Source organism: Streptomyces sp. NPDC001157 (assembly GCF_053598255.1).
This window is the reverse complement of record NZ_JBSFJW010000033.1, coordinates 39278-65219: the sequence shown is the minus strand read 5'-3', so window position 1 is coordinate 65219 and position 25942 is coordinate 39278. Positions and strand designations below refer to the sequence as shown.

Below are 25942 nucleotides of genomic sequence, written 5' to 3'. Positions count from 1 at the left end.
GAAAGGCCGACCTGTGCCGGAACGGATATCGGACGACGACGCCGTACTTCATGAGATGGGTTACCCGAGAAAACTCACCCGTCGCTTTCAGGCGTTCGACAATTTCGCCATCTCATTCACCATCATCAATATCATTTCTGGAATCTTCTCCAGCTTCGGATTCGGACTGAATGCCGGAGGTCCTCGTATTCTCGTCTTCGGCTGGATCGGCGTCTCCGTCATGGTGCTCTTCGTCGGTCTCGCCATGGCGGAAGTCGCCTCCGCCTATCCGACGAGCGGCGCGCTGTATTTCTCCGCCGGGAAACTCGCCAGACGGCACAAGGGAGCCTGGTCCTGGTACACCGGCTGGCTGAACTTCGTGGGCCAGATCGGCGGCACCGCCGCCACCGGCTACGCCGCCGCCACCTTCATCCAGGCCTTCCTCGCCCTGCAGTGGCACTCCTACGTGCCGACCACCCACCAGACGGTGCTGATCACGGCACTGCTCATCGTGCTGCAGGGGCTGGCCAACACCTACACCGTCCAGCTGGTCGCGCTCCTCAACCGGATCTCCGTGTGGTGGCTGCTGATCGGTCTCGTGGTGATCGTGGGCGCCCTGATCGTCGGGCCCGACCAGCATCAGTCGGCCTCGTTCGTCACGCATTTCGCGAACAACACCGGTTTCACGAACGGGCTTTACGGCGGGATGCTCGGCCTGCTCGTCACCAGCTGGACCTTCACCGGCTTCGACGGCAGCTTCCACATGTCCGAGGAAACGGTGCGGGCCACGGTCAACGCCCCGAAGGGGATCACACGTGCGATCGGCTACTCGGCGATCACCGGTCTGATCCTGATGCTCGCACTGGTCTACAGCATTCACGACTACGACCATGTGGCGAGCGCATCCGCTCCGCCCGTCCAGATTCTCATCGACGGTCTCGGCCTGACCACCGCCAAGGTGCTCCTGCTGATCGTGATCGGCGCGATGCTCTTCTGCGGGCTCGCCAATCTCACCAGCAACACCCGGCAGATCTTCGCCTTCTCCCGCGATGGCGCCATGCCCGGCTCCCGTCTGTGGCACTCGGTCTCGCCGCGCACCCGCACCCCCGTCAAGGCCGTCTGGCTCGCGGTCGCCTGCTCGCTGGCCCTCGTCCTGCCCGGCTGGTGGTCGCACACGGCCTTCACCGCCATCGTCAGCGTCAACGTCGTCGGGCTCTTCCTCGCCTACGGCGTGCCGATCCTGCTCCGGCTGAGCCTCGGCGACGAGTTCCAGCCGGGGCCGTGGCACCTGGGCCGCTGGAGCAAGCCCGTCGGTGTGATCGCGGTGGCCTGGATCCTGCTCAGCAGCCTGCTGTTCATGCTCCCGCAGGCCTCGCCGATCACCGTCGACTCCTTCAACTACGCGCCGATCGCCCTCGTCGTCGTCCTGGTCGTCGCCACCCTCTGGTGGTTCGCCACCGCCCGCCGCCGCTTCCAGGGCCCGGTCAGCTACGGCCGCCCCGACGAGGTCGCGGCGATGGATCTGATCTGAGTCCCGGCCCGGCGTGCGCCCGCGTGCGCCGGGGCGGACGGCTCCACAGGTCATGCCAGTGGTCCACGCCAATATTGGTGGGCGTGGCATGGGCCGAAGTGCTGGCAGGAGGTGCCCCCCGAGGCCATAGTTGGCGCACAACCATGCAGCGCAACCGCGCATTTGGACCTGCCCGACTCGGACACCTGGGGGTCGTTCCGCCCATGAGCAGAGCCGAACAGCCGTCCCGCAGAACCGTCCTCGCCGCGGCGGTGGCCGCCGCGGTGGTGGGCCCCGCCGTCACCGCCGACGCGGCCGACGCCGAGGAGTCCGCCGTGATGCCGAACCGCCCCCACTCCGCGGGGCCTTCCACGGTCGACTACCGTTCCTGGACCTCCTACCAGGACTGGTGCGCCGGCACCGCGCACGGCACGCGTGCCGTCGCGGGCGCCCGCCCCGGCGTGGTGATCGCCGCCCCGGCCGGCACCACCGAATACACCGACCCGCACACCGGCACGACCGCCACCTGGGAGTACGCCACCTGGACGTCCCCCGTCCACCGGCTCCGTGTCCCCGCCACCGAGGCGATCGCCTCCTGGAACGCGCACACCCCGGCCGGCACCTGGCTCCAGGTCGAGCTGCACGGCACGTACTCCGACGGCACCCAGACCCCCTGGTACGTGATGGGCCGCTGGGCCGCCGGTGACCAGGACATCAAGCGGACCTCGGTGGACGACCAGAAGGACGGCAAGAGCGCCATCTGGACGGACACCTTCGCCGTCGACGACGCCACGACCGGCCTGCGCCTGATCTCGTACCGCCTCCGCCTCACCCTGTACCGCAAGCCCGGCACCAAGCTCACCCCCACCGTGTGGCGGCTCGGCGCGATGGGCTCGGACATCCCCGACCGCTTCACCGTCCCGGCCTCCACGCCCGGCCTCGCGAAGGAACTGATCGTCCCGCGCTACTCGCAGGAGATCCACAAGGGCCAGTACCCCGAGTACGACAACGGCGGCGAGGCCTGGTGCAGCCCCACCTCCTCACAGATGATCATCGAGTACTGGGGAGGCAGGCTCACCCCCGGACAACTGGCCTGGGTGGACCCGAGCTACGCAGATCCACAGGTCGACCACGCGGCCCGCTTCACCTACGACTACCAGTACGAGGGCTGCGGCAACTGGCCCTTCAACGCCGCCTACGCGGCCACGTACAAGGATCTGCAGGGCGTGGTCACCCGGCTCCGCTCGCTCACCGACCTGGAGACACTGATCGCGGCCGGGATCCCGGCCATAACGTCCCAGTCGTTCCTCAAGGGGGAGCTGACGGGGGCGGGTTACGGCACCGCGGGGCATCTGATGACCGTCATCGGCTTCACCGCCGACGGCGACGTGATCGCCAACGATCCGTTCTCGCCGAGCGACGACGCGGTACGCCGTGTCTACAAACGGCGCGAATGGGAGAACATCTGGCTCAGGACCAAGCGGTACAACGCGAGCGGCAAGGTCGTCTCCGGCACCGGAGGCGTCTGCTACCTGTACTTCCCGGCCCGGCCCACACCCCGCCAGCGCAAGGCGCTCGCGGCGGTCGGCGTGCGCTGAACGACAGGCGGAAGGTCCGGGGAGTCGGGGCCTTCCGCCTGTGACCGATGTCTCGGCCGCAAAAGCCGCCCCAGGTGGCAAGGTGGACGGAACCCTGGGGGGAGTCCACCGCACGCCCGACCTCAGCGAGACGCCATGACCGCACACTCGGCCACCGCCGCCCGCACCCGCACCGGCGGCCCCAAGAACGACGGGCCGAAGGTCCTCGAGCACGTCATGGGCTGGACCCTTGTCATGGTCGTCGCGATGCTCGTCACCCAGCTCGGCCTGCTGTGACCTGACGCGAACAGAGCCCCGGTCTCCTCTCCGGCCACTCGTCGAGTGGACTCGAACGAGTGGACGTGGTCGTTCTGACATACTGCGGATGTCCCGCAGCCAGCCCGAAACCAGGGTCGACATTGAAGATCAGCGAACAGAGCGACGCCACCCGACCCCGGGCGCGCGGCACCGAGCGCTCGCTGGCGCGCCGAGCCGAACTCATCACCATCGGGCGGAAGTTGTTCGCCGACACGTCCTACGACGCGCTCTCGATGGACGACATCGCACGGCAGGCGCGTGTCGCCAAGGGGCTGATCTACTACTACTTCCAGTCCAAGCGCGGCTACTACCTGGCGATCATCAACGATTCGGTCGCCGATCTGGTCACCTTCGCGGCGAGCGAGGTTGAGCTGGAGCAGCTGGACCGCGTCCATCGCACCATGGAGGGCTATCTGCGCTACGCCGAGCACAACCAGGCGGCCTTCCGCGCGGTCGTCAGCGGCGGCGTCGGCTTCGACGCCGAGGTGCACGCCATCCGGGACGGTGTGCGTGAGGCGATAGTGGCGACCGTCGCCGAAGGGGCGTACGGCCGCACGGACATCGCCCCGCTGGCCCGCATGGGCCTGTTCGCCTGGGTGTGCGGCGTGGAGGGCGCCACTCTCGACTGGATCGACCGCCCCCGGCTGTCCCGCGAACAGATGCGCGAACTCCTGGTCAAACAGCTCGGCGGCGCCATGCGCGCCATCGAGGAACTGGACCCGGCCTACCCCGCTCCGGCCCCGGCCCGCCGCGACACCTGAGCGACCGGCGGAGGCTCCCCCGCCCCAACCGCCGTACTCCTGTTGCCAGTTGATCGCCCTGATCAACTCACTGCCCGCGGTGTCCGCGCGCAGCCCTCAGAAGAACGTGGCGCCCAGACATTGTTGCCTCCGAGCCGGGCGCTTCACGTCACGTTCCGCTGAACATCGCGTGCGGTGAGTGGCCGGGATATTCTTGAAGTAAGCGGTCGTTAACTGGTGACGGGATGCCTGTAATCGGGCATACTCACAGCGCACAGCCGCTGGTCAGCAGCTTCCGAGACCCGGGAGAGCGGGCCTCGGCCGACCTTTGCAGAAAGACCCGGCGGAGCCGCCCCCACCCAAGGCGCACGTCGGCCGATGTGCCCGAACAGGGAGGAGAGCGTCGCCATGCCCGACCGCGCCCCGCAGCCGGTGGACCGTCAACTGCCCACGGACGAGGCCCGGGATCTGATCTCGCTCGTCCGCGACATCGCCCAGCGCGAGATCGCCCCGAAGGCGGCCGAGGAGGAGGACGCCGGACGCTTTCCGCGCGAGGTCTTCACGCTGCTGTCGCAGTCGGGACTGCTCGGCCTGCCGTACGACTCGGAGTACGGCGGCGGCGACCAGCCCTACGAGGTCTACCTCCAGGTCCTCGAGGAACTCGCCGCGGCCCGTCTCACCGTCGGCCTCGGCGTCAGCGTGCACACGCTCGCCTCCTACGCGCTCGCCGCCTACGGCACCAAGGAGCAGCAGGTCGAGCATCTGCCCGCGATGCTGGGCGGCGGCCTGCTGGGCGCCTACTGCCTGTCCGAGCCGTCGTCCGGCTCCGATGCCGCTTCTCTTCGTACGAAGGCTGTGCGCGACGGCGACGACTGGGTGATCACCGGCACCAAGGCCTGGATCACGCACGGCGGGATCGCCGACTTCTACACGGTCATGGCCCGGACGGGGGAGGAGGGGCCGCGCGGCATCACCGCTTTCCTGGTGCCCGGCGACGCCGAGGGTCTGAGCGGTGCGGTGCCCGAGAAGAAGATGGGGATGAAGGGCTCGCCCACCGCGCAGGTCCACCTCGACGGCGTGCGGGTGCCGGACGAGCGGCGTATCGGCGAGGAGGGCCAGGGCTTCGCGATCGCGCTGTCCGCGCTCGACTCCGGCCGACTCGGCATCGCGGCCTGCGCGATCGGCCTCGCCCAGGCGGCGCTGGACGAGGCGGTCGCGTATGCCACCGGGCGGCAGCAGTTCGGGCGGCCCATCGCCGACTTCCAGGGGCTGCGCTTCATGCTCGCCGACATGGCGACCCAGATCGAGGCGGGCCGGGCCCTGTATCTGGCGGCGGCACGGCTGCGCGACGCGGGGCGGCCGTTCGCCAAGCAGGCGGCCATGGCCAAGCTCCACTGCACGGACACCGCGATGAAGGTGACCACGGACGCCGTCCAGGTCCTCGGCGGTTACGGCTACACCGCGGACTTCCCGGTGGAGCGCTATATGCGCGAGGCCAAGGTGCTGCAGATCGTCGAGGGCACCAACCAGATCCAGCGCATGGTCATCGCCCGTCACCTTGCGGGTCCTGAAACGCGCTGAACTGGCCTCTGGTGACCTGCGGGGCCGCCAGCCTGATCCACTCCGGATCGTGGCGGCCCGGCAGAGTGCGGCCCCGGTCGGCCCAGGCGCGCATCAGATCGCGGTAGATCGGCGGGTCCTGCAGATGCGGCGGCACCGGCGCGGCCGTTCCTGCGGGCGGCGGAACGAACACGCGGCGCTGACGCCCGATCACGGAATAGGTGGGGGTCATACCAGGGCAACGCGGAGGTAGGCGGACAGGTCACCCATCCGCGGAATCGAGCTTGAGTTCCCGGACGTCCGGCTCCCCGCTCTGGCCTCCGCCAGCTGTCTGACGTACCGTCAGCCCAGCCGTCTCCAGGGAGGTTTGGCGTGGCCGACGACCGCCCCGTACCACTCGACGAGTACCCCGTGCACCAGGTCCCGCTGTCCATGAAGCACGTCGCGACCGGGGACCGGAACGCCTACGACCGCTGCATCTTCCACGTCCTCGACCACGAGGGGCGCGCACTGCTCATCGTGGGCCTCGGGGTGTACCCCAACCTCGGCGTGATCGACGCGTACGCGACCCTGCGGACCGGCGATGCCCTGCACGCGGTGCGTGCCTCGCACGCCCTCGGCGAGGACCGCATGCGACTCGCCGTCGGCCCGCTCAGGATCGAGGTCGAGGAGCCGCTGCGGCGGCTGCGGCTGGTGGGTGACGATGACCTGTTGTCTTACGACCTGACGTGGACCGCCGGCTTCCCCGCCCTGTGGGAGCCCCACCACCTCCAGCGCCGCGGCGACCGGCTCACCCTCGAAGGGCGCCGCTTCGTCCAGGCGGGCGGTGTGGAGGGCGTGATCCGCGCCGCGGGTGAGGAGTTCCGGGTCACCGCCGGGGGATGGGCCGGCACCCGCGACCGCAGCTGGGGCGTGCGGCCCATACCGGGGGAGGAGGGCGGCCGCCTGGCCGAGGAGAACCCGACCGAGGGCTTCCACTGGCTGTGGTGCCCGGTGCGCTTCGAGGACCGCTTCCTCATGGTCGTCGTCCAGGAGGACGCCGACGGCTACCGCTCCCTGAACGACGCCACCCTGGTCCGCCCCGGCCACCGCGACCGGCAACTCGGTTGGCCCCAGCCCGAGATCACCTACCGCTCGGGCACCCGCCACCCGGACCGCGCCCTCATCCACCTCGGTGACTTGCGCAAACCGCAGGAACTTGAGGTCGAGATCCTCACCTCCTCGCCGCTCGCGATCGGTGCCGGCTACCCGCCCGCCGACGACTGGCAGCACGGCACCTGGCGCGGCCGCGGCTGGGCGGATCGCCGTACCTACGACCTGACGCAGCCACGCCCCCTGGCCGCCTACGGGGTCACCGACCATGCCGCCCGCTTCCGGCTGGACGGCCGGACCGGCCACGGCATCTTCGAGCACGGCTCGTTCGGGCGGCACGATCCGAGCGGGTTCACGGACTTCACTTCGGTCGCACCGTAGGCGGTATGTGACATGGCACCCACTACGCCCCGCCCCCGCACCACCACCCGCGACCCGGAGGAGCTCGCCCGCCGTCTCACCGCCTGGCTCTCCACCCGCCTGCCCGGCGCCAAGGCCGTCGGCGTCACCGTCCCCGAGTCCAACGGCATGTCCAGCGAGACCCTGCTCTTCGTCATAGAGCATCCCGAACCACCGGTGCGAGCCTGCGCGTTGAGGCTCGCGGCGGACCCGGCGGCGTACACCGTCTTCCCGGTGTACGACATGCCGCGCCAGTACCGCACGATGCGGGTAGTGGCGGAGCACTCGGACCTGCCTGTGCCGAAGGTGCTGTGGCTGGAAGAGGATCCCGGACCCCTCGGGGCGCCCTTCTTCGTGATGGAGCGCGTCGAGGGACGCGTGCCGCCCGACGTCATGCCCTACACGTACGAGGGCAACTGGCTGCACGCGGCGAGCGACGCCGAGCGCGAGCACCTGGAGGCGGCGTCGATCGGGCTGCTGGCCCGACTGCACGACCAAGTGCCGCCGAAGGCTGCCGAGTTCCTCGCTCTCCCGGGCGAGGGCGACGCACTGCGCCGCCACGTGACCGCCCAACGCGCCTACTACGACTGGGTCGTCGATGGCCGCGCCCGGTCACCGCTCATCGAGGCCGCGTTCGACCGGCTGGAGGAGCTCTGGCCGAGCGATCCGGGCACAGCTGTGCTCAACTGGGGCGACGCGCGCATCGGGAACGTCGTCTACGACGGCTTCGAGCCCGCCGCCGTCCTCGACTGGGAGATGGCGGCCCTGGCCCCGCGCGAGGTCGACCTCGGCTGGATGGTCTATCTGCACCGCTTCTTCCAGGACCTCACGGTCACCTTCGGCCAGCGCGGTCTGCCGGACTTCCTGCGTCGCGACCGCGTCGAGGCCCGCTACGCCGAACTCACCGGCCACACCCCGCGCGACATGGACTTCCACACCCTGTACGCCGCGCTCCGGCACGCGATCGTCATGCTGCGGGTCGCCTACCGGCAGGTGCACTTCGGGGAGGCGGCCGTTCCGGCGGATCCGGACACGCTGATCCTGCACCACGGCAGCCTGCGGGCCATGGTGCAGGGCAGCTACTGGAATTGAGCGAGGCGGTTCAGGCGGCCTGACGGCGCATCGCCGGCACCCGCATCGGGCGCGAGCCCGGGCCGCCGACGTGCGAGAACGGCTGCGTCCGCCAGTCGAGTCCCTGAGGGAGCGTCAACAGGAGCGCGGTGTCCTGCTCCTGGGGCTCGGCCGACTCGTCCGCGGAGCGGGCCTCGGCCGCCCGGCGGCCGGTGCCGGCGCAGACCGTGAGGCCGAACGGGTTCCACGGCGAGGCGCACAGCGCGTGCTCCGGCAGGACCTGCTCGTCCGCCAGCAGCGCGATGGGCTGCGCGCAGTCCGGGCAGATCACCCGGTACATCTCGAAGGTGTCGTACGCGTCGAGTTCGTCCTCGAAGGCGTCGGGTTCGACACCCTCCGGCTCGGGCTCGACGACTGCCTGGAGCCGCTTGGGTGCGGTACGACCAGGGCGCTTAAGACTCTGCATGGGTTCTCCCCCTCGGGCTGGGCCGTTCGGGCACTGCGGCCTCGACCACAGCAAGCACTTCCCGCCCCGTCTCGGAGGTAATCACGAGAGCATCACGGAGACGTCTCGACGGCTGTGTCCTTCGTCACATGCCGCCTGCAGGTGCCCGGGGCGGACGTTTTGTCCCCCGGATGGCGCACGGACGGCTCACAGACAGCTCTCGGGCACATCACAAAGCGGGTATGACCTGGACTGCTCAGGTATCCGAGGAGATCAAGCGCACTGTAGGTTCTTGCGTCATGGAGGAGCTGGACCGTCAGATCGTGCAGCTGCTCGTCAAGGACGGGCGGATGAGCTACACAGACCTGGGCAAGGCCACGGGCCTGTCCACGTCGGCCGTGCACCAGCGGGTGCGCCGGCTGGAACAGCGTGGCGTCATCCGCGGCTATGCCGCGGTGGTCGACCCCGAGGCCGTCGGGCTGCCCATGACCGCGTTCATCTCGGTCAAACCCTTCGACCCCAGCGCCCCCGACGACATCTCGGACCGCCTGGCCGGGGTCCCCGAGATCGAGGCCTGCCACAGCGTCGCGGGCGATGAGAACTACATCCTCAAGGTGCGGGTGGCGACGCCGCACGAGCTGGAGGAGCTGCTGGCGCGGTTGCGCACGCTGGCGGGAGTCTCGACACGCACGACGGTGGTGCTTTCGACGCCGTACGAGGCGCGACCGCCGCGGATCTGAAGCCCGCTGTCGCCCCAGGTGCAGTCCCGCCGCCGCGCCGCGAGAAACTGTCCGTCATGAGCGATCGCACCGACCAGCCGAAGACCGTCCTCCTCCGCCGAGGAGAAGTGCACAGTCCCGCCGATCCCTTCGCGACCGCGATGGTCGTGGAGCGCGGCCAGGTCGCCTGGGTCGGTTCGGAGGGCGCCGCGGACGCCTTCGCGGACGGTGTCGACGAGGTGGTCGACCTGGACGGCGCCCTTGTCACCCCGGCCTTCACCGACGCCCATGTGCACACCACCTCCACCGGCCTCGCGCTCACCGGCCTCGACCTGTCCGACGCGCCCTCCCTGGAGGCCGCCCTCGCTCTGGTACGGGACTTCGCGGCGGCCCGTCCGCAGGACAAGGTGCTGCTCGGGCACGGCTGGGACGCCGCCCGCTGGCCCGGCGGCCGACCTCCGACGCGTGCGGAACTGGACGAGGCCACCGGCGGCCGCCCCCTCTATCTCTCCCGTATCGACGTCCACTCGGCGGTCGTCACCACGGCCCTGCTCGACCTGGCCCACGGTGTGGGTGCAAAGGACGGCCCGCTGACCGCCGACGCCCATCACGCCGTACGCGCAGCGGCGTTCGCAGCCGTGACGTCGGCCCAGCGCGCCGACGCCCAGCGCGCCGCGCTCGCGCACGCCGGCTCCCTCGGTATCGGCTCGGTCCACGAGTGCGCGGGACCGGAGATCTCCTCCGAGGACGACTTCACCGGACTGCTCCGGCTCGCGGCCGATAAGACGGGTCCGCGAGTGATCGGATACTGGGCCGAAGGGGGCGAGGAAGGGGTGGAGAAGGCGCGCGAGCTGGGCGCGGTCGGCGCCGCCGGTGACCTCTTCGTCGACGGCTCCCTCGGCTCGCACACCGCCTGCCTGCACACGCCGTACTCCGACGCCGACCACACGGGCAGCGCCTATCTGGATGCCGCCGCGGTGGCCGCCCATGTGGTGGCCTGCACCGAGGCGGGCCTCCAGGCGGGCTTCCACGCGATCGGCGACGCGGCCGTGACCACGGTCGTGGACGGTGTGCGCGCCGCCGCCGAGAAGGTCGGCCTGGCCCGGGTGCGTGCCGCCCGCCACCGTGTCGAGCACGCCGAGATGCTCACCCCCGAGACGATCGCGGCCTTCGCCGAGCTGGGCCTGACCGCCTCCGTGCAGCCGGCCTTCGACGCGCTGTGGGGCGGCGAGGACGGCATGTACGCCCGGCGCCTGGGCGCCGACCGGGCGCGCACCCTGAACCCCTTCGCGGCCCTGCTCAGGGCGGGCGTCCCGCTCGCGTTCGGCTCCGACAGCCCGGTCACGCCGCTCGACCCGTGGGGCACGGTCCGCGCCGCCGCCTTCCATCGCACGCCCGAGCACCGTGTCTCCGTGCGTGCCGCGTTCACGGCCCACACACGCGGCGGCTGGCGGGCGATCGGGCGTGACGACGCGGGCGTCCTGGTGCCCGGCGCACCCGCGGACTACGCCGTGTGGCGCACCGACGAACTGGTGGTCCAGGCCCCCGACGACCGGGTCGCCCGCTGGTCCACCGACCCCCGCTCCGGCACCCCCGGCCTGCCCGACCTGAGCCCCGGCCGCGACCTGCCGGTCTGTCTGCGCACCGTGGTCGGCGGGCGGACGGTGTTCGTACGGCCGGGCGAGTGATCTCCCGGGGTGGCGCGTCTTTGATCGACGCCCTCAGCGGCGTCGCACGACCTGCGTATCCTCCGCCCTGACCAGGGCATTGATGCAAAATCCGCAGGTCGAACGGCTGTTGACAGCCGATGGCAGGGGGCCGGTAGGTTCGGCCGAGTCCACCACCGGACGCCCGACCGGGGAACTTCCGCGCACTCGTCGCAGCGCCACTGGGTCAGGGACGGTGTGCCGCACCGGGGCACCGCCACTGGGAGCCAGGCTCAGCGCCCGCGCCGCGACGGGGGGACCGTTTCGGCCGGTCGGGGAGGTGTGACCCGGGTGGGGCCCGGGCTCAGTAGACAACGGCTTTCGGTCGACCCGCAGCCAGCGGGCCCCGGGTCGGCCCGAAGGGCGCCGGGCCCCCATCCGTAGATCCGCGTACGTGCCCGAAAACGCGCTCTTACCCCGCTCTTGTGGAATCGACACCACTATACGAACGCCCTGTCGCGTCATCGCAGGCCGTGACCACTATGGTGGACGTCTGCGTACGGACACGAAGGGGCAGCAGTGAACGACGGCGACGGGACCCTCGCGGCAAAGGCCCAGGGGAGGCAGTTCGGCCCGCTCGGCACGGCCTTGGTGATCATTCCGACCTACAACGAGGCGGAGAACATCAAGTCCATCGTCGGCCGGGTACGGAAGGCGGTCCCCGAGGCTCACGTCCTCGTGGCCGACGACAACAGCCCGGACGGCACCGGCAAGCTCGCCGACGAACTGGCCGCCGAGGACGACCACGTCCAGGTGCTGCACCGCAAGGGCAAGGAGGGCCTCGGCGCCGCCTACCTCGCGGGCTTCCGCTGGGGCCTGGAGAACGGCTACGGAGTCCTGGTCGAGATGGACGCCGACGGCTCCCACCAGCCCGAGGAGCTGCCCCGGCTGCTGACGGCCCTCAAGAGCGCCGATCTGGTGCTCGGCTCCCGCTGGGTGCCCGGCGGCCGAGTGGTGAACTGGCCCAAGAGCCGCGAGGTCATCTCCCGAGGCGGCAGCCTGTACTCCCGCCTTGCCCTCGACCTGCCGCTGCGCGACATCACCGGCGGCTACCGCGCCTTCCGCCGAGAGACCCTTGAGGGCCTCGGCCTCGACGAGGTGGCCTCCCAGGGCTACTGCTTCCAGGTCGACCTGGCCCGCCGCGCGGTCAAGGCCGGCTACCACGTCGTCGAGGTGCCCATCACCTTCGTCGAGCGCGAACTGGGCGACTCCAAGATGAGCCGCGACATCCTCGTCGAGGCCCTGTGGCGGGTCACGGCGTGGGGCGTGGGGGAGCGGGTCGCCAAGGTCACGGGCCGCGGCAAGAAGGCCTGAGGCCTGACCCGTCGTCCGTCTGCAACAGGGCCCGCGTAGTTGGTCACAGGCGCGGTTGATCATCCGCTTATGCGGCACTGAGGCGGGCCCAGGCACACTGGATGCATGACGACAGGTGCTCCGACCCCCACGTACCCCGCCCGGCCCCGGCGCTCCCGGCTACGGACCTTCCTGCCGCTCGGTGTCGCGGCCTGGCTGGTGCTGGAGATCTGGCTGCTGACCGTGGTCGCGGGCGCGTCGAGCGGGTTCACCGTGTTCCTGCTGCTGCTCGCGGGTTTCGTGCTCGGCACTGCGGTGATCAAGAAGGCGGGCCGGCGCGCCTTCCAGAACCTCAATGAGGCGCTGCAGCGCGGCGGCACCCCGCAGAGCGGCGGCGGCAACGGCCTGCTGATGCTCGGCGGACTGCTTCTGATGATCCCCGGCCTGATCTCGGACGCGGTGGGCCTGCTTCTGCTGATCCCCCCGGTCCAGAAGGCCCTGAGCCGCTTCACCGAGCGCACCCTCGACCGCAAGCTGCGCGAGGCCGGTGCGGGCACCTTCGGTGACGCCTTCCAGCAGGCCCGCATCCACCGCCCCGACGGCAAGGTCGTCCAGGGCGAGGTCATCAGGGACGAGCCGGGTGGCGACACCCCGCAGGGCCCGCGACCGCCGCTGACCCACTGAGAACGCGGCCAGGACGCACGACTGCGGGCGCCCACGTGAATCCACGTGGACGCCCGCAGTCGCTTGCGTGCGTAGTTGGTCCGCCCGACCCCGGCAGGAACTAGGCCGACTTGCGGCTGTCCCGCGGGTGAACCGCGATGTTCATCGCGCCCGAACGGAGAACGGCCAGGCGCTCCTCGAGGACCTCTTCGAGTTCCTCGCGGGTGCGCCGCTCCATCAGCATGTCCCAATGCGTACGCGCGGGCTTGGCCTTCTTTTCCTCAGGGCCGTCGCCGTCGACGAGGAGTGCCTGGGCCCCGCAGACCTTGCACTCCCACTCCGGCGGAATCTCCGCCTCGACCGAGAAGGGCATCTCGAACCGGTGCCCCTTCTCACATGCGTACTCCACGGCCTGGCGCGGGGCCAGGTCGATGCCGCGGTCCGTCTCGTAGCTGGTCACCACGAGGCGCGTGCCGCGAAGAGCTCGCTCACTCATGAATCGTGCCTCCCGGGCTTGTCGCCCACAGGACAGGTGTCGCTGTCGTCGTCATCCGGTCAACGTCCGGTCGGCGGTAAAGATTCCCGTTCCGTGTCCCGTTCCGGGTCATGCGTCGCCGTCGTAGCCGCCCCTTGTTGTACCCACCGGCGCCCGGTTTGTCACATCTGCTAGCAGATGTCACCCAGCGTTTCGTCATCTTTGACGCGCAGTAACGGTACGCCTGGCAGGCCAAACGCGTACACTACAGCCCTTTCGCCGTGAGCGCTAAATTCTCTCGGGAACCGGATTGCCCGCATCCAAGATCGCCTGCCGCACCGGAACCCTTGCGAGCAGGGCGAATCCGATGACGAAGAAGGCCACGAGCGAGATGATCGCGTCGCGATAACTTCCCGTCAGCTGGTAGGTGATCCCGAACAGAAGTGGTCCCAGCCAGCTCATGCCCCGGTCGCTCATCTCGTACGCCGAGAAGTACTCGGCCTCCTTGCCGGGCGGGACCAGATGCGAGAACAGGGAGCGGGACAGGGCCTGGCTGCCGCCGAGCACGAGGCCGATCCCGGACGCCAGCACGAAGAACCACACCGGCGCCCCGGCCGGCAGGAAGTACCCGGCCCCCAGGGTCACCGTCCACGCCACCAGCGAGCCGAGGATCGTGCGCTTGGCTCCGTACGTCCGGGCCAGCCTCCCCATCCCCAGCGCGCCCGCCACCGCCAGCACCTGGACCATCAGCACGGCCGTGATGAGCGTGGACTGACTCAGGCCCAGTTCCTCGGAGCCGTACACCGACGCCTGGGAGATCACCGTCTGGATGCCGTCGTTGTAGATGAGGTAGGCGAGGAGGAAGGCCAGGGTGAGCGGTTTGCCGCGCATGTCCCGGACGGTGGCGGCCAGCTGCCGCCAGCCGTGGACCGCGGGCGCCGAGGACGTCGTACGGCGGTCGCGCAGCCGCTTCAGCGGTACGAGGGTGAAGGCGCCCCACCACAGGCCCGCGGAGGCCAGGCAGATGCGGACCGCGGTCGATTCGGAGACGCCGAAGGAGTCGTGCCCGGTGAACAGCACCAGGTTCACGATCAGCATCGACGAGCCGGCCGCATAGCCGAAGGCCCAGCCGCGCGAGGAGACCCGGTCGCGGTCCTCGGGCGGTGCGATCTGCGGGAGGTAGGAGTTGTAGACGACCATCGAGACGGCCACCGAGGAGTTGGCGACGATCAGCAGCAGGCCGCCCAGCAGATAGCGGTCCCCGGACAGGAAGAACAGGCCCGTCGTGGCCGTCGCCCCCACATAGGCACAGGCGGCGAGCAGCGGCTTCTTCCGTCCCGTGCGGTCGGCGGCCGCGCCCACCAGCGGCATCACGAGGATCGACACGATCACGGATGCGGAGACGCAGTACGCGAAGAACGAGCCGGCCCGCACCGGGATGCCCAGCGGATGTACAAAACCGTCCGCGTCTGCCGCCGACTTGGCGACCGCTGTCAGATAGGGGCCCAGGAACACGGTGAGCACGCTCGTCGAGTAGACGGAGCAGGCCCAGTCGTAGAAGTACCAGCCGCGCTGCTCGCGCTGCCGGTCGATGACGTCCGTCCGCACGGTGTCGACGCTCACCCGTGCCCTCGCTTCCCCGCTGAAGTGCCGTGCGAAGGTTCGGGGGAGGGCCGCCGGGCGCTCAGACCCAGACGCCGCGTTCTTCCATGACCTTGCGCAACGTGTCGATGTGATCGGTCATGATGCCATCGACTCCCAGGTCCAGGAGCCGGTGCATGCGATCGGGCTCATTGATGGTCCACACGTGCACCTGCAGCCCGCGTGCGTGGGCGGCGCGGACGAAGCGGTGGTCGACGACCTGGATGCCCGACTGCGACTCGGGCACCTGGGCGGCGACCGCGGAGGCGCGCAGCGCGGCCGGGACGCCCCAGGAGCGCAGCCGCAGGTTGAGCACGCCCCGCGTGCCGTACGACGTCGCCAGGCGCGGACCGGCGAGCCGCTGGGCACGCACCACGCGCGCCTCGGAGAAGGAGCCGACGCAGATCCGGTCCCACGCGCGCGTGCGCTCGATCAGGTCCAGGAAGGGGTGGAGGGAGGTCTCCGCCTTCAGGTCGACGTTCCAGCGCACCTCGGGGAAGGTCTCCAGCAGCTCCTCGAAGAGCGGCACCGGCTCCTTGCCCGCCACGCGCGCGTGGCTCACGTCCCTCCACGGCAGGTCCGCTATGCGTCCCGCGCCGTCCGTCACCCGGTCCAGGGTCGAGTCGTGGAAGGCGACCAGCTTGCCGTCCGCCGTGGTGTGGACGTCGGTCTCGATGTAGCGGTAGCCCGCCTCCACCGCCCGCCGGAACTGCAGCACGGTGTTCTCCAGGCCGTCCGCAGCGCCGCCCCGGTGGGCGAAGGCGATGGGGCCGGGATGGTCGAGATAGGGGTGGCGTATCCGCGTGGTCACCGTCGAAGTATCGCCCTGTGGGGTTGCCCTTCGGCAACGACCGTGCTGCCGCCGGATGCCGACGGGACGTCGAACACCCGCAGGAAGAGCTGGGCGAGCGGGCCGATCGACACCGCGTACAGGACCGTGCCGATGCCGACGGTGCCGCCGAGGGTGAAGCCCGTGGCGACGACCGCCACCTCGATCGCCGTCCGCATCAGCCGGATCGAGCGGCCGGTACGCCGGTGCAGGCCCGTCATCAGCCCGTCCCGCGGGCCCGGCCCGAAGCGGGCGGAGATGTACAGCCCGGTGGCCGCGCCGTTGAGCAGGATGCCGGCCAGGAGGAGAGGGATCCGTACGGCCAGGGAGCGCACGTCCGGGACGAGCGCGAGCGTGCCGTCCATGGCGATGCCGACCACGAAGACATTGGAGACCGTGCCCAGGCCCGGGCGCTGGCGCAGTGGGATCCACAGCAGCAGCACGGCCGCACCCACGACGATCGACACGACGCCGATGGTCAGGCCGGTGAGCTCGGCCAGGCCCTGGTGCAGCACGTTCCAGGGCTCAAGACCCAGGCCCGCCTCGACGAGGAGAGCGGAGCTCGCGCCGTACAACGCGAGACCGACGTACAGCTGGATCAACCGTCGCCCGAGACGGTTCTTCGTGGACAAGAGGTGCCCCCCTGTGGTCGCAGTGGCCTGGTTCGTGACACCCTGTGGCTTGGGTGGAAACATCATCCATGGCCAATTCAGGGAAGGTGGACTGATTTCCATGGCGACGTGGACCTCGGCGATGGGGGCGGCGCAACTCGCCCGGCTGCTCAACTCGCAGCAGGACCGCCCGGCCGGCCCCGGCACGCGCCGCCCGCCCGCCTACCGTGCGCTGGCCGACGGCATCCGGCTGCTGGTTCTGGAGGGCCGCGTTCCGGTGGCCGCCCGACTGCCCGCCGAGCGCGAGCTGGCCCTGGCCCTGTCCGTCAGCCGTACGACGGTCGCGGCGGCCTACGAGGCGCTGCGCACCGAGGGATTCCTGGAGTCCCGGCGCGGCGCCGGCAGCTGGACCGCCGTACCGGCAGGAAACCCGCTTCCCGCGCGCGGCCTGGAGCCCCTGCCGCCCGAGGCCCTCGGCTCGATGATCGACCTCGGCACCGCGGCGCTCCCCGCGCCCGAGCCATGGCTGACCCGCGCCGTCCAGGGCGCCCTGGAGGAACTGCCGCCGTACGCGCACACGCACGGCGACTACCCGGCCGGGCTGCCCGCGCTGCGCTCGATGATCGCCGACCGGTACACCGCGCGCGGGATCCCGACGATGCCCGAGCAGATCATGGTGACCACGGGAGCCATGGGGGCGATCGACGCGATCTGCCACCTCTTCGCCGGCCGGGGCGAGCGCGTCGCCGTCGAGTCGCCGTCGTACGCCAACATCCTGCAGCTGATGCGGGAGGCGGGGGCGCGGCTGGTGCCCGTGGCGATGGCCGAGGGGCTGGCCGGCTGGGACCTGGACCGCTGGCGGCAGGTGCTGCGCGACGCCGCGCCCCGGATCGCGTACATCGTCGCCGACTTCCACAATCCGACCGGCGCACTCGCCGACGACGACCAGCGACGACAGCTCGTGGAGGCGGCCAGGTCGGCGGGGACGGTGCTGATCGCCGACGAGACGATGAGTGAGCTGTGGCTGGATGAAGGCGTCGAGATGCCGAGGCCAGTGTGTGGCTTCGACCCGGCCGGGTCCACGGTGATCACCGTCGGCTCGGCCAGCAAGGCCTTCTGGGCGGGGATGCGCATCGGCTGGGTGCGCGCGGCACCGGATGTGATCCGCAGCCTGGTCGCCGCGCGCGCGTACGCCGATCTGGGCACCCCCGTCCTGGAGCAGCTCGCCGTGAACTGGCTGTTCAGCACGGGGGGTTGGGAACAGGCCGTGGAGGTGCGGCGCGTGCAGGCCCGGGAGAACCGGGACGCGCTGGTCACGGCGGTGCGGCGAGAGCTGCCCGACTGGGAGTTCGAGGTCCCGAAGGGCGGACTGACGCTGTGGGTGCGGACCGGCGGCCTGTCGGGCTCCCGGCTCGCCGAGGTGGGGGAACGGGTCGGGGTGCGGGTGCCGTCCGGCCCGCGCTTCGGGGTCGACGGCGCCTTCGAGGGGTATGTGCGGCTGCCGTTCACGGTGGGCGGCGCAGTCGCCGACGAGGCGGCGGCGCGGCTGGCTGCGGCGGCTCGGTTGGTGGAGGGCGGGGCGTCGGGGGGCGGGGAGTCGCCGCGGTCGTTTGTGGCGTAGCTGTGGGCGGTGGTGTTGTTCGCCGGGGCTGTGGCGTCCGGCGGTGAAGCTACTGTGCTTCCGCCGCCATGGCCTCCGCGGGCACTGGTTTTGCCTCGATCGGCTCCTCGTCGATGGGCACGACCTCGATGGGCACGACTTCGACCGGCACGGCTTCGACAGGCTCGGACCCGACAGGTTCGGCCTCGGTGGACTCCTGGTCGACGGGCGTGGTTCGCGGCGGCAGGAGAGCCAGCACCGCCCTCCGGTGTGTGTCGCTCGCCGTGTCGTCGTACGGGTCCGGAGTCGACGGCACCTGAAGCCGGTGCACCGGGCCGGTGCCGAGACGGGCGTAACCGCGGCCGGGCGGGACCTCGGCGGCCGGAGTCGTGGGCGGAAGGGCACCCAGGACCCCTGACAGCTGCTCCGCCGTGGCGGGGCCGAGGACGACACGCGCGCGCGTGTGCTGCCGTACGTCGTCGCTCAGCGCTTCGGCGTGGTCGAACTGCTCGCCCACCACGACCGTCACATTCACCGCGCGGCCGTGCCGGAGCGGGACCTGGAGCAGGGACTGCGGGTCCTCGCGGCCGTCCGCGGCGGCGAGATGGGTGAAGGCGCTGGGGCGGTCCAGGAGGAGCCACAGCGGACGCTTGGTGTCCTCCGGCGGCGGCTGACCGGCCTGACGCGCGCGGTTCGCGGCGATCAGACGGCGCTCCGTCTCGAGGGCGGCCCACTCGAGGCTCGTCAGCGCTCCGGTCAGGCCGCACTCGACGGCCAGAACACCGTCCCGGCCGGTCAGGCACGCGTACTCGCCGGTGCCGCCCTCGACGATCACGACGTCGCCGTGCTGGAGCGCCTGCAGAGCGATGGAGCGCAGCAGGGTCGAGGTGCCGCTGCCGGGCTGGCCCATGATCAGGAGGTGCGGTTCGGTGGAGCGGATGCCGGTGCGCCAGACGACCGGCGGAACGTCACGTTTGTCCCCGCCGTAGGTGAGGGGAAGCGTGCGCTGGACCTGGGTGGGGTCCGTGAAACCGAGGACCGTCTCGCCCGGCGCCGTGACGAATCGCTGGACGGCGATATCGGTGGGCAGCGGGGGCAGCACCGTGACCGTCAGCTCGTTGCCCTCTTCCTCCCAGGCGAAGTGGTACTCGCGGCCGCGTCCCGACTTGGCGTACAGCAGCTGCTCGATCCGGGCGCGGGACTCGGCCTCGCCGTCGGTGAAGTACGCCGGGTAGCGGATCACGAGACGGGTGACACGCCCCGATTCGTCGAACTCGTACGCGGGGAAAGCCTTCTCCCACTCGCCGCCGTGACCGTACAGCGGGGAGGGGTCCTCGGCGATCGAGAAGTACGGGATCAGGGCCTCGTACAGCGACTTGAGGCGCTGCACCTGGGACTCGTCCGGCCCTTCGGGGGCCGCCGGTTCGCGGTTCCGGCCGTGCAGGGCTGCCGCCGTCATCAGGCCGATGACGGCGAGCAGTGGGCCGTACGGCACGAGCGCCACGACCAGGACCACCGAGGCCACCAGGAACAGCAGCGGCCCACGCCGGTCCTTGGGCGTGTCGGCCCACTTGTGCCGCCCGGCCGCCGCCAGCCGGCGCAGCCCGCGGGTGATCGTGATCAGCGGGTGGAGGACGTCGGTGGCGCTGTCGGCCGCCGTCCGGGCCAGCTCCCGGCTCCGGGCGATCTGCATCCGGGCGATCTGCGCGTTGTCCTTGCTCAGGATGCGGGGGAGGGGGCGCCGGGCCACTGCGTTCTCCTGGTGGTGCGTACGGGCGGGAAGGGCGGCGTCAGAACTTGATGCCGCCGAGGAGACTCGCGAGGCTCTCGCCGCCGGCCTTGATGCTCGGGGCGATCGCGGTGCTCGCGAGATAGAAGCCGAACAGGGCCGAGACCAGCATGTGCGAGGCCTTCAGGCCGTCCTTGCGGAAGAACAGGAAGACGATGATGCCGAGGAGGACCACGCCGGAGATGGACAGGATCATTTTTTTCTCCTGGTTCACGGGGACAGTCACCATGAGTACTTCCAGGATCACAGCATGTATCGGTAGTATTAAAGGTGCAAATGGGTGAATATCGGCGGATTTCCCTCAAGTGGTCGAGCCGGCCCGGTCCGACCGAGCCGGATCCCCGTGGCCTGCCTGGTCTGTGGTGATCTTTACCTCCGGCGCATCGGGTCATGTACCGCGGAAGCCAGTACCCTGGCGATTCACCTGAACGGTTGTATTGAGAGGCGGTCCGGCCGATGACTGAAGCCCCCGACCCCGAGGTCGTGGAGCTGGCGACCAAGATCTTCGATCTGGCCCGGCAGGGGCAGACCGAGGCGCTCGTGGCGTACGTCGACGCGGGTGTGCCTGCCAACCTCACCAACGACCGCGGTGACTCGCTCGTGATGCTCGCCGCCTACCACGGACACGCGGACGCGGTACGCGCCCTGCTTGCCCGGGGCGCGGAGGGCGACCGGATCAACGACCGGGGCCAGACCCCGCTCGCCGGGGCCGTCTTCAAGGGTGAGACGGACGTCATCAAGGCCCTCCTCGAGGGCGGTGCCGATCCGTCCGCGGGCACCCCGTCGGCCGTCGACACGGCGCGGATGTTCGGCAAGACGGAACTGCTCGAGTTGTTCGGCGCACACTGATCCGAATGTTCTGACCAGCAAGAACACAGAAAACGGGGGAGGCGGTACAGGGCCGCCGAAATTTCGGTCGCGGCAGGTCGAAGTGCCGAGTCATCATGACGTCGTGATTCACGGACGCGATGGCTGGGCAGGTGTTGCCGCACCGCGCGGGCCGTGATGCGGTCCGCGAGGGCCACTGACGAGAGGCAGAGGAAGATGGTCTACAGCAAGCAAGAGACGGCGGGCGCCCCGACGTTGTGTCACGCGGCCAGGTAGTGCGTGTTCCCCGGTTGCGTCGACGCTTGATGTGAGGCTGTTTCCCATGTTCGATCCGGTCATAGCGCCCAGCGGTACGCTGCTCGGCCTGCTCCAGCGGGGCCGCGGCGACGGCACACTGCACGCGCTCACCGCCCCGCGCGCCGAGGCGCTCGCGGCGCTGAACCACTGTGTGCTGCGGGACCCCCGCCACGACTGGCAGGTGGAGAACCGCTCCCTCTACTACGCCCGTCTCTACCTCGACCTGAACGGCGAGCTGGACGAGATCGAGGCGCACCTCTTCGACGTCGAGGACGTCTTCGACACCGAGGAGTCCCGCACAGGACTGGCCCTGGCCGTCCTCGGCCACCTCGCCTCCTACGGCAGGCGGGACGCGCTCGCGCTGCTGCGCAGGTACGCCGCCTCCGGCTCCAACTGGGCCTGGGCCCTCGACGAACTGGCGCTGCGCGACGACGACGCCGGCCTGAGGGCCCTTGCGGCTCCCGTGCTGGGCCGTTTCGCCACCGACGCCGAGGGCGAGGCCGCACTGGCCGCCGTCGTGCGTGACGCCTTCGAGCCCCGGCCGTGGCGGCTGTGGGCGGAGGACCCGCGCGAATCGATCGCCACGCGTGTGCGTGCCGCCCAGGAGACCGGCTGTTTCGACCGCTGGCAACGCCAGATGCGACCATCCGGGCCCCGTCCGGGGTGGAGCGTGCAGGCCGTGTTCGAGTGGGCCCAGCAGGGCCTCGAACGGGGCGCCGCGCTGCACGTCCCGGCCGCCCGCTGCCTCACCGCCGTCGCCGGCCCCGAGGACCGGCCCGAGATCGTGCAGGCCGCCAAGGACGGCACAGACGGAGCTCGCTGCACCGCGTTGCGCTATCTCGCCGACAGCAATGATCCCGACACCCTCGACCTGATCGAGGGTGCCGTACTCGCCGGCTCACCGGCCGTGGTGGAGGCTGCCGTCGAAGCCTTCGAACGGATGCGCAGCATCGCCGCCGTCGACCGGGCCCGCGGCTGGGCCCACCGGCCCGACCCCCTGGGTGCCGCCGCGGGCCGCATGCTCGCCTGCCGCGGGGGAACCGAGGACAAGGACCTCGTCCTGGGAGCCTTGCGCGAAGCCGTACGAGGAGAAGGGCCGGACGCCCCGACCCTGTGGACCCTCGTCGACGGCACCGGCCGGCTCGGTATCGCCTGCGCCGCCCCCGTACTGCGCCATATCTATCGCGAAACCGCCTCCTCCCATCTGCGCGGCCGGGCCGCCCGCGCACTGGCCGCCACCGATCCCTCCTTCCCGGCGGGCTTCGCCGTCGAGTGCCTCTGGGACTGCGAGGAGACCACCCGCGAGATCGCCGCCCGGCACGCCGAGACCGGCGACGCACGGGTCGTGGAACGGCTCCGCCGACTCGCCGCCGATCCGGCCGAGGAAGCCGAAGTGCAGACCGCCGTACGAAGTCGGATCGCACCCGACGGACCCACCGTCTGAGCCGGCCACGCACGCGTATGCCGGGCCGCATCACGGCTCCCGGATGAACAACGGGTGACCCGCGGGTCAGGCGGTCATGGACAGGGCCTGACCTGCACGGGTGTGCGAAGGAACGCTCACGGGACGTTCATCGTTCGCAAAGATCCACGTTGACGCGACCACGTCCGGTACGGCGAGAACACCGGTATGCGTGTCGTCATCGTGACCGAATCCTTTCCCCCCGACGTGAACGGCGTGGCCCACTGCGCGCTCCAGACCGCCCGGCACCTCGTAGATCGCGGTCACTCCCCGCTCGTTGTCGCCCCGGCCAGCACCGCCCTCGTCGGGCGGGCCGGGCTCGGGCCCGACGCCCAGGCGCCGTGCCCCGTCGTCCGTGTCCCCTCCCTTCCGCTCCCGGGCTATCCCCAGGTCCGTGTCGCCCTGCCCAGCCGCCGCCTGGCCGCGGCCGTCATGGAGCACCGGGCCGACATCGTCCACCTGGCCAGCCCCTTCGTCCTCGGCGTCCGGGGCATGGCGGTCGCCGCCCGCCTCGGCGTGCCTGCCGTCGCCGTCTACCAGACCGACCTGGCCGGATACGCCCGTACCTACATGGGCGCCGGTGAGGCCGCGGCCTGGCGGCGCATCCGCTCCGTCCACTCCGCCGCCGACCTCACCCTCGCCCCCTCCAGCGCCTCGATGCACGACCTGGAGACCCACGACGTGCCCAGGGTCAAGCTCTGGCAGCGCGGCGTGGACACCGTCCGTTTCCGCCCCCACCTGCGCGACGAGGCCCTGCGTCGCGAACTCGCCCCGAACGGCGAGCTGATCGTCGGCTACGTCGGCCGGCTCGCCCCCGAGAAGCACATCGAGCTCCTGGCCGGCGTCTGCGGCCTGGACGGAGTGAAGGTCGTCGTCGTGGGCGACGGCCCGAGCCAGCCGAGCCTCGCCGAGGCGCTGCCGGGCGCGGTCTTCCTCGGTCGCCGCACCGGCGACGAACTCGCCCGGATCTACGCCTCGCTGGACGTCTTCGCGCACACCGGTCCCTTCGAGACCTTCTGCCAGACCGTGCAGGAGGCCATGGCGAGCGGCGTCCCCGTCGTCGCACCCGCCGCCGGCGGCCCCCTCGACCTGGTCGCCCACGGGCGCACCGGCCTGCTGGTGCCGCCCCATGACGCGGACGCCGTACGGGACGCCGTGCAGTCCCTGGCCGCAGACCCGGAGCAGCGGATCAGCTTCGGCGCCACCGCGCGCGCCACCGTCGAAGGACGCACCTGGGCCGCCGTGGGCGATCAGCTCATCGGACACTACGCGGACGTGCTCGCCGCCCGGCAGAAGACGGCGGTGGCGGCATGACCTCGTTGCGGATCGTGCGACTCGCGAACTTCGTCGCCCCCTCCTCCGGGGGTCTGCGCACCGCCCTGCGCGAACTGGGCAAGGGCTTCAAGGCCGCAGGACACGAGCCCGTGCTCATCGTCCCCGGCGAACGCGCCGACGACCGCGACACCGAGCAGGGGCGCGTCATCACCCTGCCCGGGCCGCTGCTGCCCGGCACGGGCGGATATCGCGTGCTCACCGACAAGCGGCGCGTGGCCCGGCTCCTGGAGGAGCTGGCGCCCGACCGTCTGGAGGTCTCCGACCGTACGACCCTGCGCTGGACCGGCAAGTGGGCGCGGCGCGCCCGCATCCCCGCCGTGATGGTCTCCCACGAGACCGCCGACGGCGTCCTGCGCACCTGGGGGCTGCCGGAGGGTGCGGCCCGCCGCGCCGCCGACGCCCTCAACGTGCGTACGGCACACACGTACGCGCGCGTGGTGTGCACCACCGAGTTCGCCGAGCGGGAGTTCGTGCGGATCGGCGCCCGCAATGTCGTACGGGCCCCGCTGGGCGTCGACCTGGTCGAGCGGCATCCCGCGCTGCGCGACCCGGGGCTTCGTGCACGCTACGCGGGCGTGGACGAGTCGCTGCTCGTGACGTGCACCCGGCTGTCCGTGGAGAAGCGGCCCGGCACGGCGCTGGACGCCCTCGAGGCGCTGCTGCGGCGGGGCAGGCGGGCGGTGCTGGTGGTGGCCGGGGACGGGCCGCTGCGGCCGCGGCTCGAACAGCGGGCGCGGGAGCGCGGGCTGCCGGTCACTTTCCTAGGGCACGTCTCCGACCGCGGCGCGCTCGGCGCCCTCCAGGCCTCCGCCGACGTGTGCCTGGCACCCGGTCCCGCCGAGACCTTCGGGCTCGCCGCGCTGGAGGCGATGGCCTGCGGCACGCCCGTGGTGGTGAGCACGTCCTCCGCGCTGCCCGAGGTGATCGGATCCGCCGGAGCCGTCGCCGCGGACCACGGGGAGGCCTTCGCGGACGCCGTCGAGATGCTGCTCGCACTCCCCGAGCGGGAGCGGCGCGAGACCGCACGCGCGCGTGCGGAGTGCTTCGGGTGGAACACGGCGGTGGATGCGTTTCTCGCCGCACATGACGCGCCCGCACCGGTGCGTCGTTTCGTGCCCGGAGGCGTGGCATGAGACCGGTCCGTTTCGTCGCCCTCGGGGACTCGCTGACCGAGGGCGTGGGGGATCCCGTCGCCGACGGGTGGCGCGGCTGGGCCGCGCTGCTCGCCGGCGGGCTCGCCGAGGAGCCCGTGGAGTTCACCAACCTCGCCGTCAGCGGCGCCCAGACCCGGGAGGTGCTGGAGCAGCAGACACCGGCCGGGCTCGCCCTGCGGCCGGACGTGGTGTCCGTGGTCATCGGCGTCAACGACACCCTGCGCTGCACCTTCGACATCCACGCCGTGGCCGAACGGCTCGACAAGGTCTACGCCGCCTTCACCGAGCAGGGCGCGACCCTGCTCACGGCCTGTCTGCCCGACCCCGGTTCGATGCTCGGCCTGCCCGGCTCCCTGGCCCGTCCGCTGGCCCGGCGGCAACGGGCGGTCAACCGGGTGGTGCACGCGCTCTCCGACCGCTACGGGGCCGTCCACCTCCATGCGGCCGAGGAAGCCTGGATCACCGACCGAGCGATGTGGAGCGCGGACAAGCTGCACCCGGGCGAACAGGGGCACCGGCAGTTGGCCGTCCGTTTCCACTCGCTGCTGGCGGAAGCGGACCGTGCGACGGGCAACGCGCCGTCGCCCGAGCCGGAGTTCCCCGTGCCCACACGGTCGGCGAGCCTGTTGTGGCTGGCCACGGCGGGTACGGCATGGGTGGCACGGCGGTGCACCGATCTGCTGCCGCAGCTGCTGGGCCTGGCCGCGGACGAGATGCGGCACCGGGTGCGGGGGACGAGTGCGCGGCTGGATCTGCGGGCGGCTGCGGCGGTATCGGCGGCTTTGGCCGCCGTTTCTGTGGTGGAGCAGCCCGATGCGGCGTAGCGCTGCGCGGGGAGCCCGGTGGGTC

The 25942-nt window shown here is 71.0% G+C and carries 25 protein-coding genes; 17 read left to right on the top strand and 8 right to left on the bottom strand.

What is annotated here, in order from left to right; genetic code table 11:
• The first annotated feature begins 55 nt into the window (after positions 1–55).
• From ACWDAG_RS37865 to ACWDAG_RS37845, 5 genes are all read left to right on the top strand, one after another.
• Entirely contained in the window at positions 56–1510 is a 1455-nt protein-coding gene (locus ACWDAG_RS37865; RefSeq protein ID WP_450700101.1) for an amino acid permease, read from the top strand.
• A gap of 203 nt (positions 1511–1713) precedes the next feature.
• A complete protein-coding gene (locus ACWDAG_RS37860) occupies positions 1714–3087 on the top strand; it encodes a peptidase C39 family protein (RefSeq protein ID WP_450700100.1) in 1374 nt (457 codons plus the stop codon).
• 135 nt (positions 3088–3222) lie between these two features.
• Positions 3223–3363: an SCO1431 family membrane protein gene (locus ACWDAG_RS37855; protein ID WP_450700099.1), complete on the top strand. Its 141-nt coding sequence runs from the start codon at positions 3223–3225 to the stop codon at positions 3361–3363.
• Positions 3364–3485: 122 nt separating this feature from the next.
• The gene (locus tag ACWDAG_RS37850) at positions 3486–4145 is read left to right on the top strand and encodes a TetR/AcrR family transcriptional regulator (protein WP_450700098.1); all 660 of its coding nucleotides are present in this window, start codon (positions 3486–3488) and stop codon (positions 4143–4145) included.
• A 387-nt stretch (positions 4146–4532) separates the two neighbouring features.
• The gene (locus tag ACWDAG_RS37845; protein WP_450700097.1) at positions 4533–5705 is read left to right on the top strand and encodes an acyl-CoA dehydrogenase; all 1173 of its coding nucleotides are present in this window, start codon (positions 4533–4535) and stop codon (positions 5703–5705) included.
• Here the strand turns inward: ACWDAG_RS37845 and ACWDAG_RS37840 are convergent.
• Positions 5668–5916, bottom strand: coding sequence for a hypothetical protein (locus ACWDAG_RS37840; protein WP_450700096.1), 249 nt, complete (start codon positions 5914–5916; stop codon positions 5668–5670). The two genes, ACWDAG_RS37845 and ACWDAG_RS37840, sit on opposite strands and share 38 nt — an antisense overlap.
• Positions 5917–6056: 140 nt before the next feature.
• Here ACWDAG_RS37840 and ACWDAG_RS37835 point away from each other — a divergent pair, with 140 nt between their 5' ends.
• Together ACWDAG_RS37835 and ACWDAG_RS37830 are read left to right on the top strand one after the other, a co-directional pair.
• Positions 6057–7157, top strand: coding sequence for a hypothetical protein (locus ACWDAG_RS37835; RefSeq protein ID WP_450700095.1), 1101 nt, complete (start codon positions 6057–6059; stop codon positions 7155–7157).
• A 12-nt stretch (positions 7158–7169) separates the two neighbouring features.
• A complete protein-coding gene (locus ACWDAG_RS37830) occupies positions 7170–8267 on the top strand; it encodes a phosphotransferase family protein (RefSeq protein ID WP_450700094.1) in 1098 nt (365 codons plus the stop codon).
• A gap of 10 nt (positions 8268–8277) precedes the next feature.
• On the opposite strand, the gene ACWDAG_RS37825 is transcribed toward ACWDAG_RS37830, so the two are convergent.
• Complete coding sequence (locus ACWDAG_RS37825; RefSeq protein ID WP_398961254.1) at positions 8278–8712, bottom strand: hypothetical protein; 435 nt, start codon at positions 8710–8712, stop codon at positions 8278–8280.
• A 278-nt stretch (positions 8713–8990) separates the two neighbouring features.
• Here ACWDAG_RS37825 and ACWDAG_RS37820 point away from each other — a divergent pair, with 278 nt between their 5' ends.
• The 4 genes from ACWDAG_RS37820 (at position 8991) to fxsA (ending at position 13093) form a co-directional block, all read left to right on the top strand.
• Complete coding sequence (locus ACWDAG_RS37820) at positions 8991–9431, top strand: Lrp/AsnC family transcriptional regulator (protein ID WP_030946711.1); 441 nt, start codon at positions 8991–8993, stop codon at positions 9429–9431.
• A 56-nt stretch (positions 9432–9487) separates the two neighbouring features.
• Positions 9488–11098 (top strand): amidohydrolase, encoded by a 1611-nt coding sequence (locus ACWDAG_RS37815; protein ID WP_450700093.1) that lies wholly within the window; start codon positions 9488–9490, stop codon positions 11096–11098.
• Positions 11099–11635: 537 nt separating this feature from the next.
• The gene (locus tag ACWDAG_RS37810) at positions 11636–12430 is read left to right on the top strand and encodes a polyprenol monophosphomannose synthase (RefSeq protein ID WP_450700092.1); all 795 of its coding nucleotides are present in this window, start codon (positions 11636–11638) and stop codon (positions 12428–12430) included.
• A 105-nt stretch (positions 12431–12535) separates the two neighbouring features.
• Positions 12536–13093 (top strand): FxsA family membrane protein, encoded by a 558-nt coding sequence (gene fxsA / locus ACWDAG_RS37805; RefSeq protein WP_450700091.1) that lies wholly within the window; start codon positions 12536–12538, stop codon positions 13091–13093.
• Between the two features lie 100 nt (positions 13094–13193).
• Here the strand turns inward: fxsA and ACWDAG_RS37800 are convergent, their stop codons facing one another.
• The 4 genes from ACWDAG_RS37800 to yczE form a co-directional block, all read right to left on the bottom strand.
• Positions 13194–13568, bottom strand: a complete 375-nt coding sequence (locus ACWDAG_RS37800; protein WP_003977404.1) for an RNA polymerase-binding protein RbpA — start codon at positions 13566–13568, stop codon at positions 13194–13196.
• A 267-nt stretch (positions 13569–13835) separates the two neighbouring features.
• The gene (locus tag ACWDAG_RS37795) at positions 13836–15170 is read right to left on the bottom strand and encodes an MFS transporter (protein WP_450700090.1); all 1335 of its coding nucleotides are present in this window, start codon (positions 15168–15170) and stop codon (positions 13836–13838) included.
• A gap of 61 nt (positions 15171–15231) precedes the next feature.
• Positions 15232–15999: a glycerophosphodiester phosphodiesterase gene (locus tag ACWDAG_RS37790; RefSeq protein ID WP_450700089.1), complete on the bottom strand. Its 768-nt coding sequence runs from the start codon at positions 15997–15999 to the stop codon at positions 15232–15234.
• Complete coding sequence (gene yczE / locus ACWDAG_RS37785; protein ID WP_450700088.1) at positions 15996–16649, bottom strand: membrane protein YczE; 654 nt, start codon at positions 16647–16649, stop codon at positions 15996–15998. Before yczE ends, ACWDAG_RS37790 begins: the two co-directional genes overlap by 4 nt.
• Before the next feature lie 100 nt (positions 16650–16749).
• Between yczE and ACWDAG_RS37780 the strand changes: the two genes are divergently transcribed.
• Positions 16750–18249 (top strand): SCO1417 family MocR-like transcription factor, encoded by a 1500-nt coding sequence (locus ACWDAG_RS37780; RefSeq protein ID WP_450700087.1) that lies wholly within the window; start codon positions 16750–16752, stop codon positions 18247–18249.
• A gap of 49 nt (positions 18250–18298) precedes the next feature.
• Here the strand turns inward: ACWDAG_RS37780 and ACWDAG_RS37775 are convergent, their stop codons facing one another.
• Positions 18299–19978 carry an ATP-binding protein gene (locus ACWDAG_RS37775; protein WP_450700086.1) on the bottom strand — a complete coding sequence of 560 codons (1680 nt, stop codon included), beginning with the start codon at positions 19976–19978 and terminating at the stop codon, positions 18299–18301.
• Positions 19979–20018: 40 nt separating this feature from the next.
• Positions 20019–20213 (bottom strand): hypothetical protein, encoded by a 195-nt coding sequence (locus ACWDAG_RS37770; RefSeq protein ID WP_099934012.1) that lies wholly within the window; start codon positions 20211–20213, stop codon positions 20019–20021.
• Positions 20214–20473: 260 nt separating this feature from the next.
• On the opposite strand from ACWDAG_RS37770, the gene ACWDAG_RS37765 reads away from it, so the two are divergent.
• The 5 genes from ACWDAG_RS37765 to ACWDAG_RS37745 all read left to right on the top strand — a co-directional run bounded on the left by ACWDAG_RS37765 (position 20474) and on the right by ACWDAG_RS37745 (position 25917).
• Positions 20474–20866, top strand: a complete 393-nt coding sequence (locus ACWDAG_RS37765; RefSeq protein WP_450700085.1) for an ankyrin repeat domain-containing protein — start codon at positions 20474–20476, stop codon at positions 20864–20866.
• A 301-nt stretch (positions 20867–21167) separates the two neighbouring features.
• A complete protein-coding gene (locus ACWDAG_RS37760; protein WP_450700084.1) occupies positions 21168–22586 on the top strand; it encodes a HEAT repeat domain-containing protein in 1419 nt (472 codons plus the stop codon).
• Between the two features lie 186 nt (positions 22587–22772).
• Complete coding sequence (locus tag ACWDAG_RS37755) at positions 22773–23918, top strand: glycosyltransferase family 4 protein (RefSeq protein WP_450700083.1); 1146 nt, start codon at positions 22773–22775, stop codon at positions 23916–23918.
• Positions 23915–25072, top strand: coding sequence for a glycosyltransferase (locus tag ACWDAG_RS37750; protein ID WP_450700082.1), 1158 nt, complete (start codon positions 23915–23917; stop codon positions 25070–25072). Before ACWDAG_RS37755 ends, ACWDAG_RS37750 begins: the two co-directional genes overlap by 4 nt.
• Positions 25069–25917 (top strand): SGNH/GDSL hydrolase family protein, encoded by an 849-nt coding sequence (locus ACWDAG_RS37745; RefSeq protein ID WP_450700081.1) that lies wholly within the window; start codon positions 25069–25071, stop codon positions 25915–25917. The genes ACWDAG_RS37750 and ACWDAG_RS37745 overlap by 4 nt, the downstream gene beginning before the upstream one ends.
• Positions 25918–25942 lie beyond the last annotated feature (25 nt).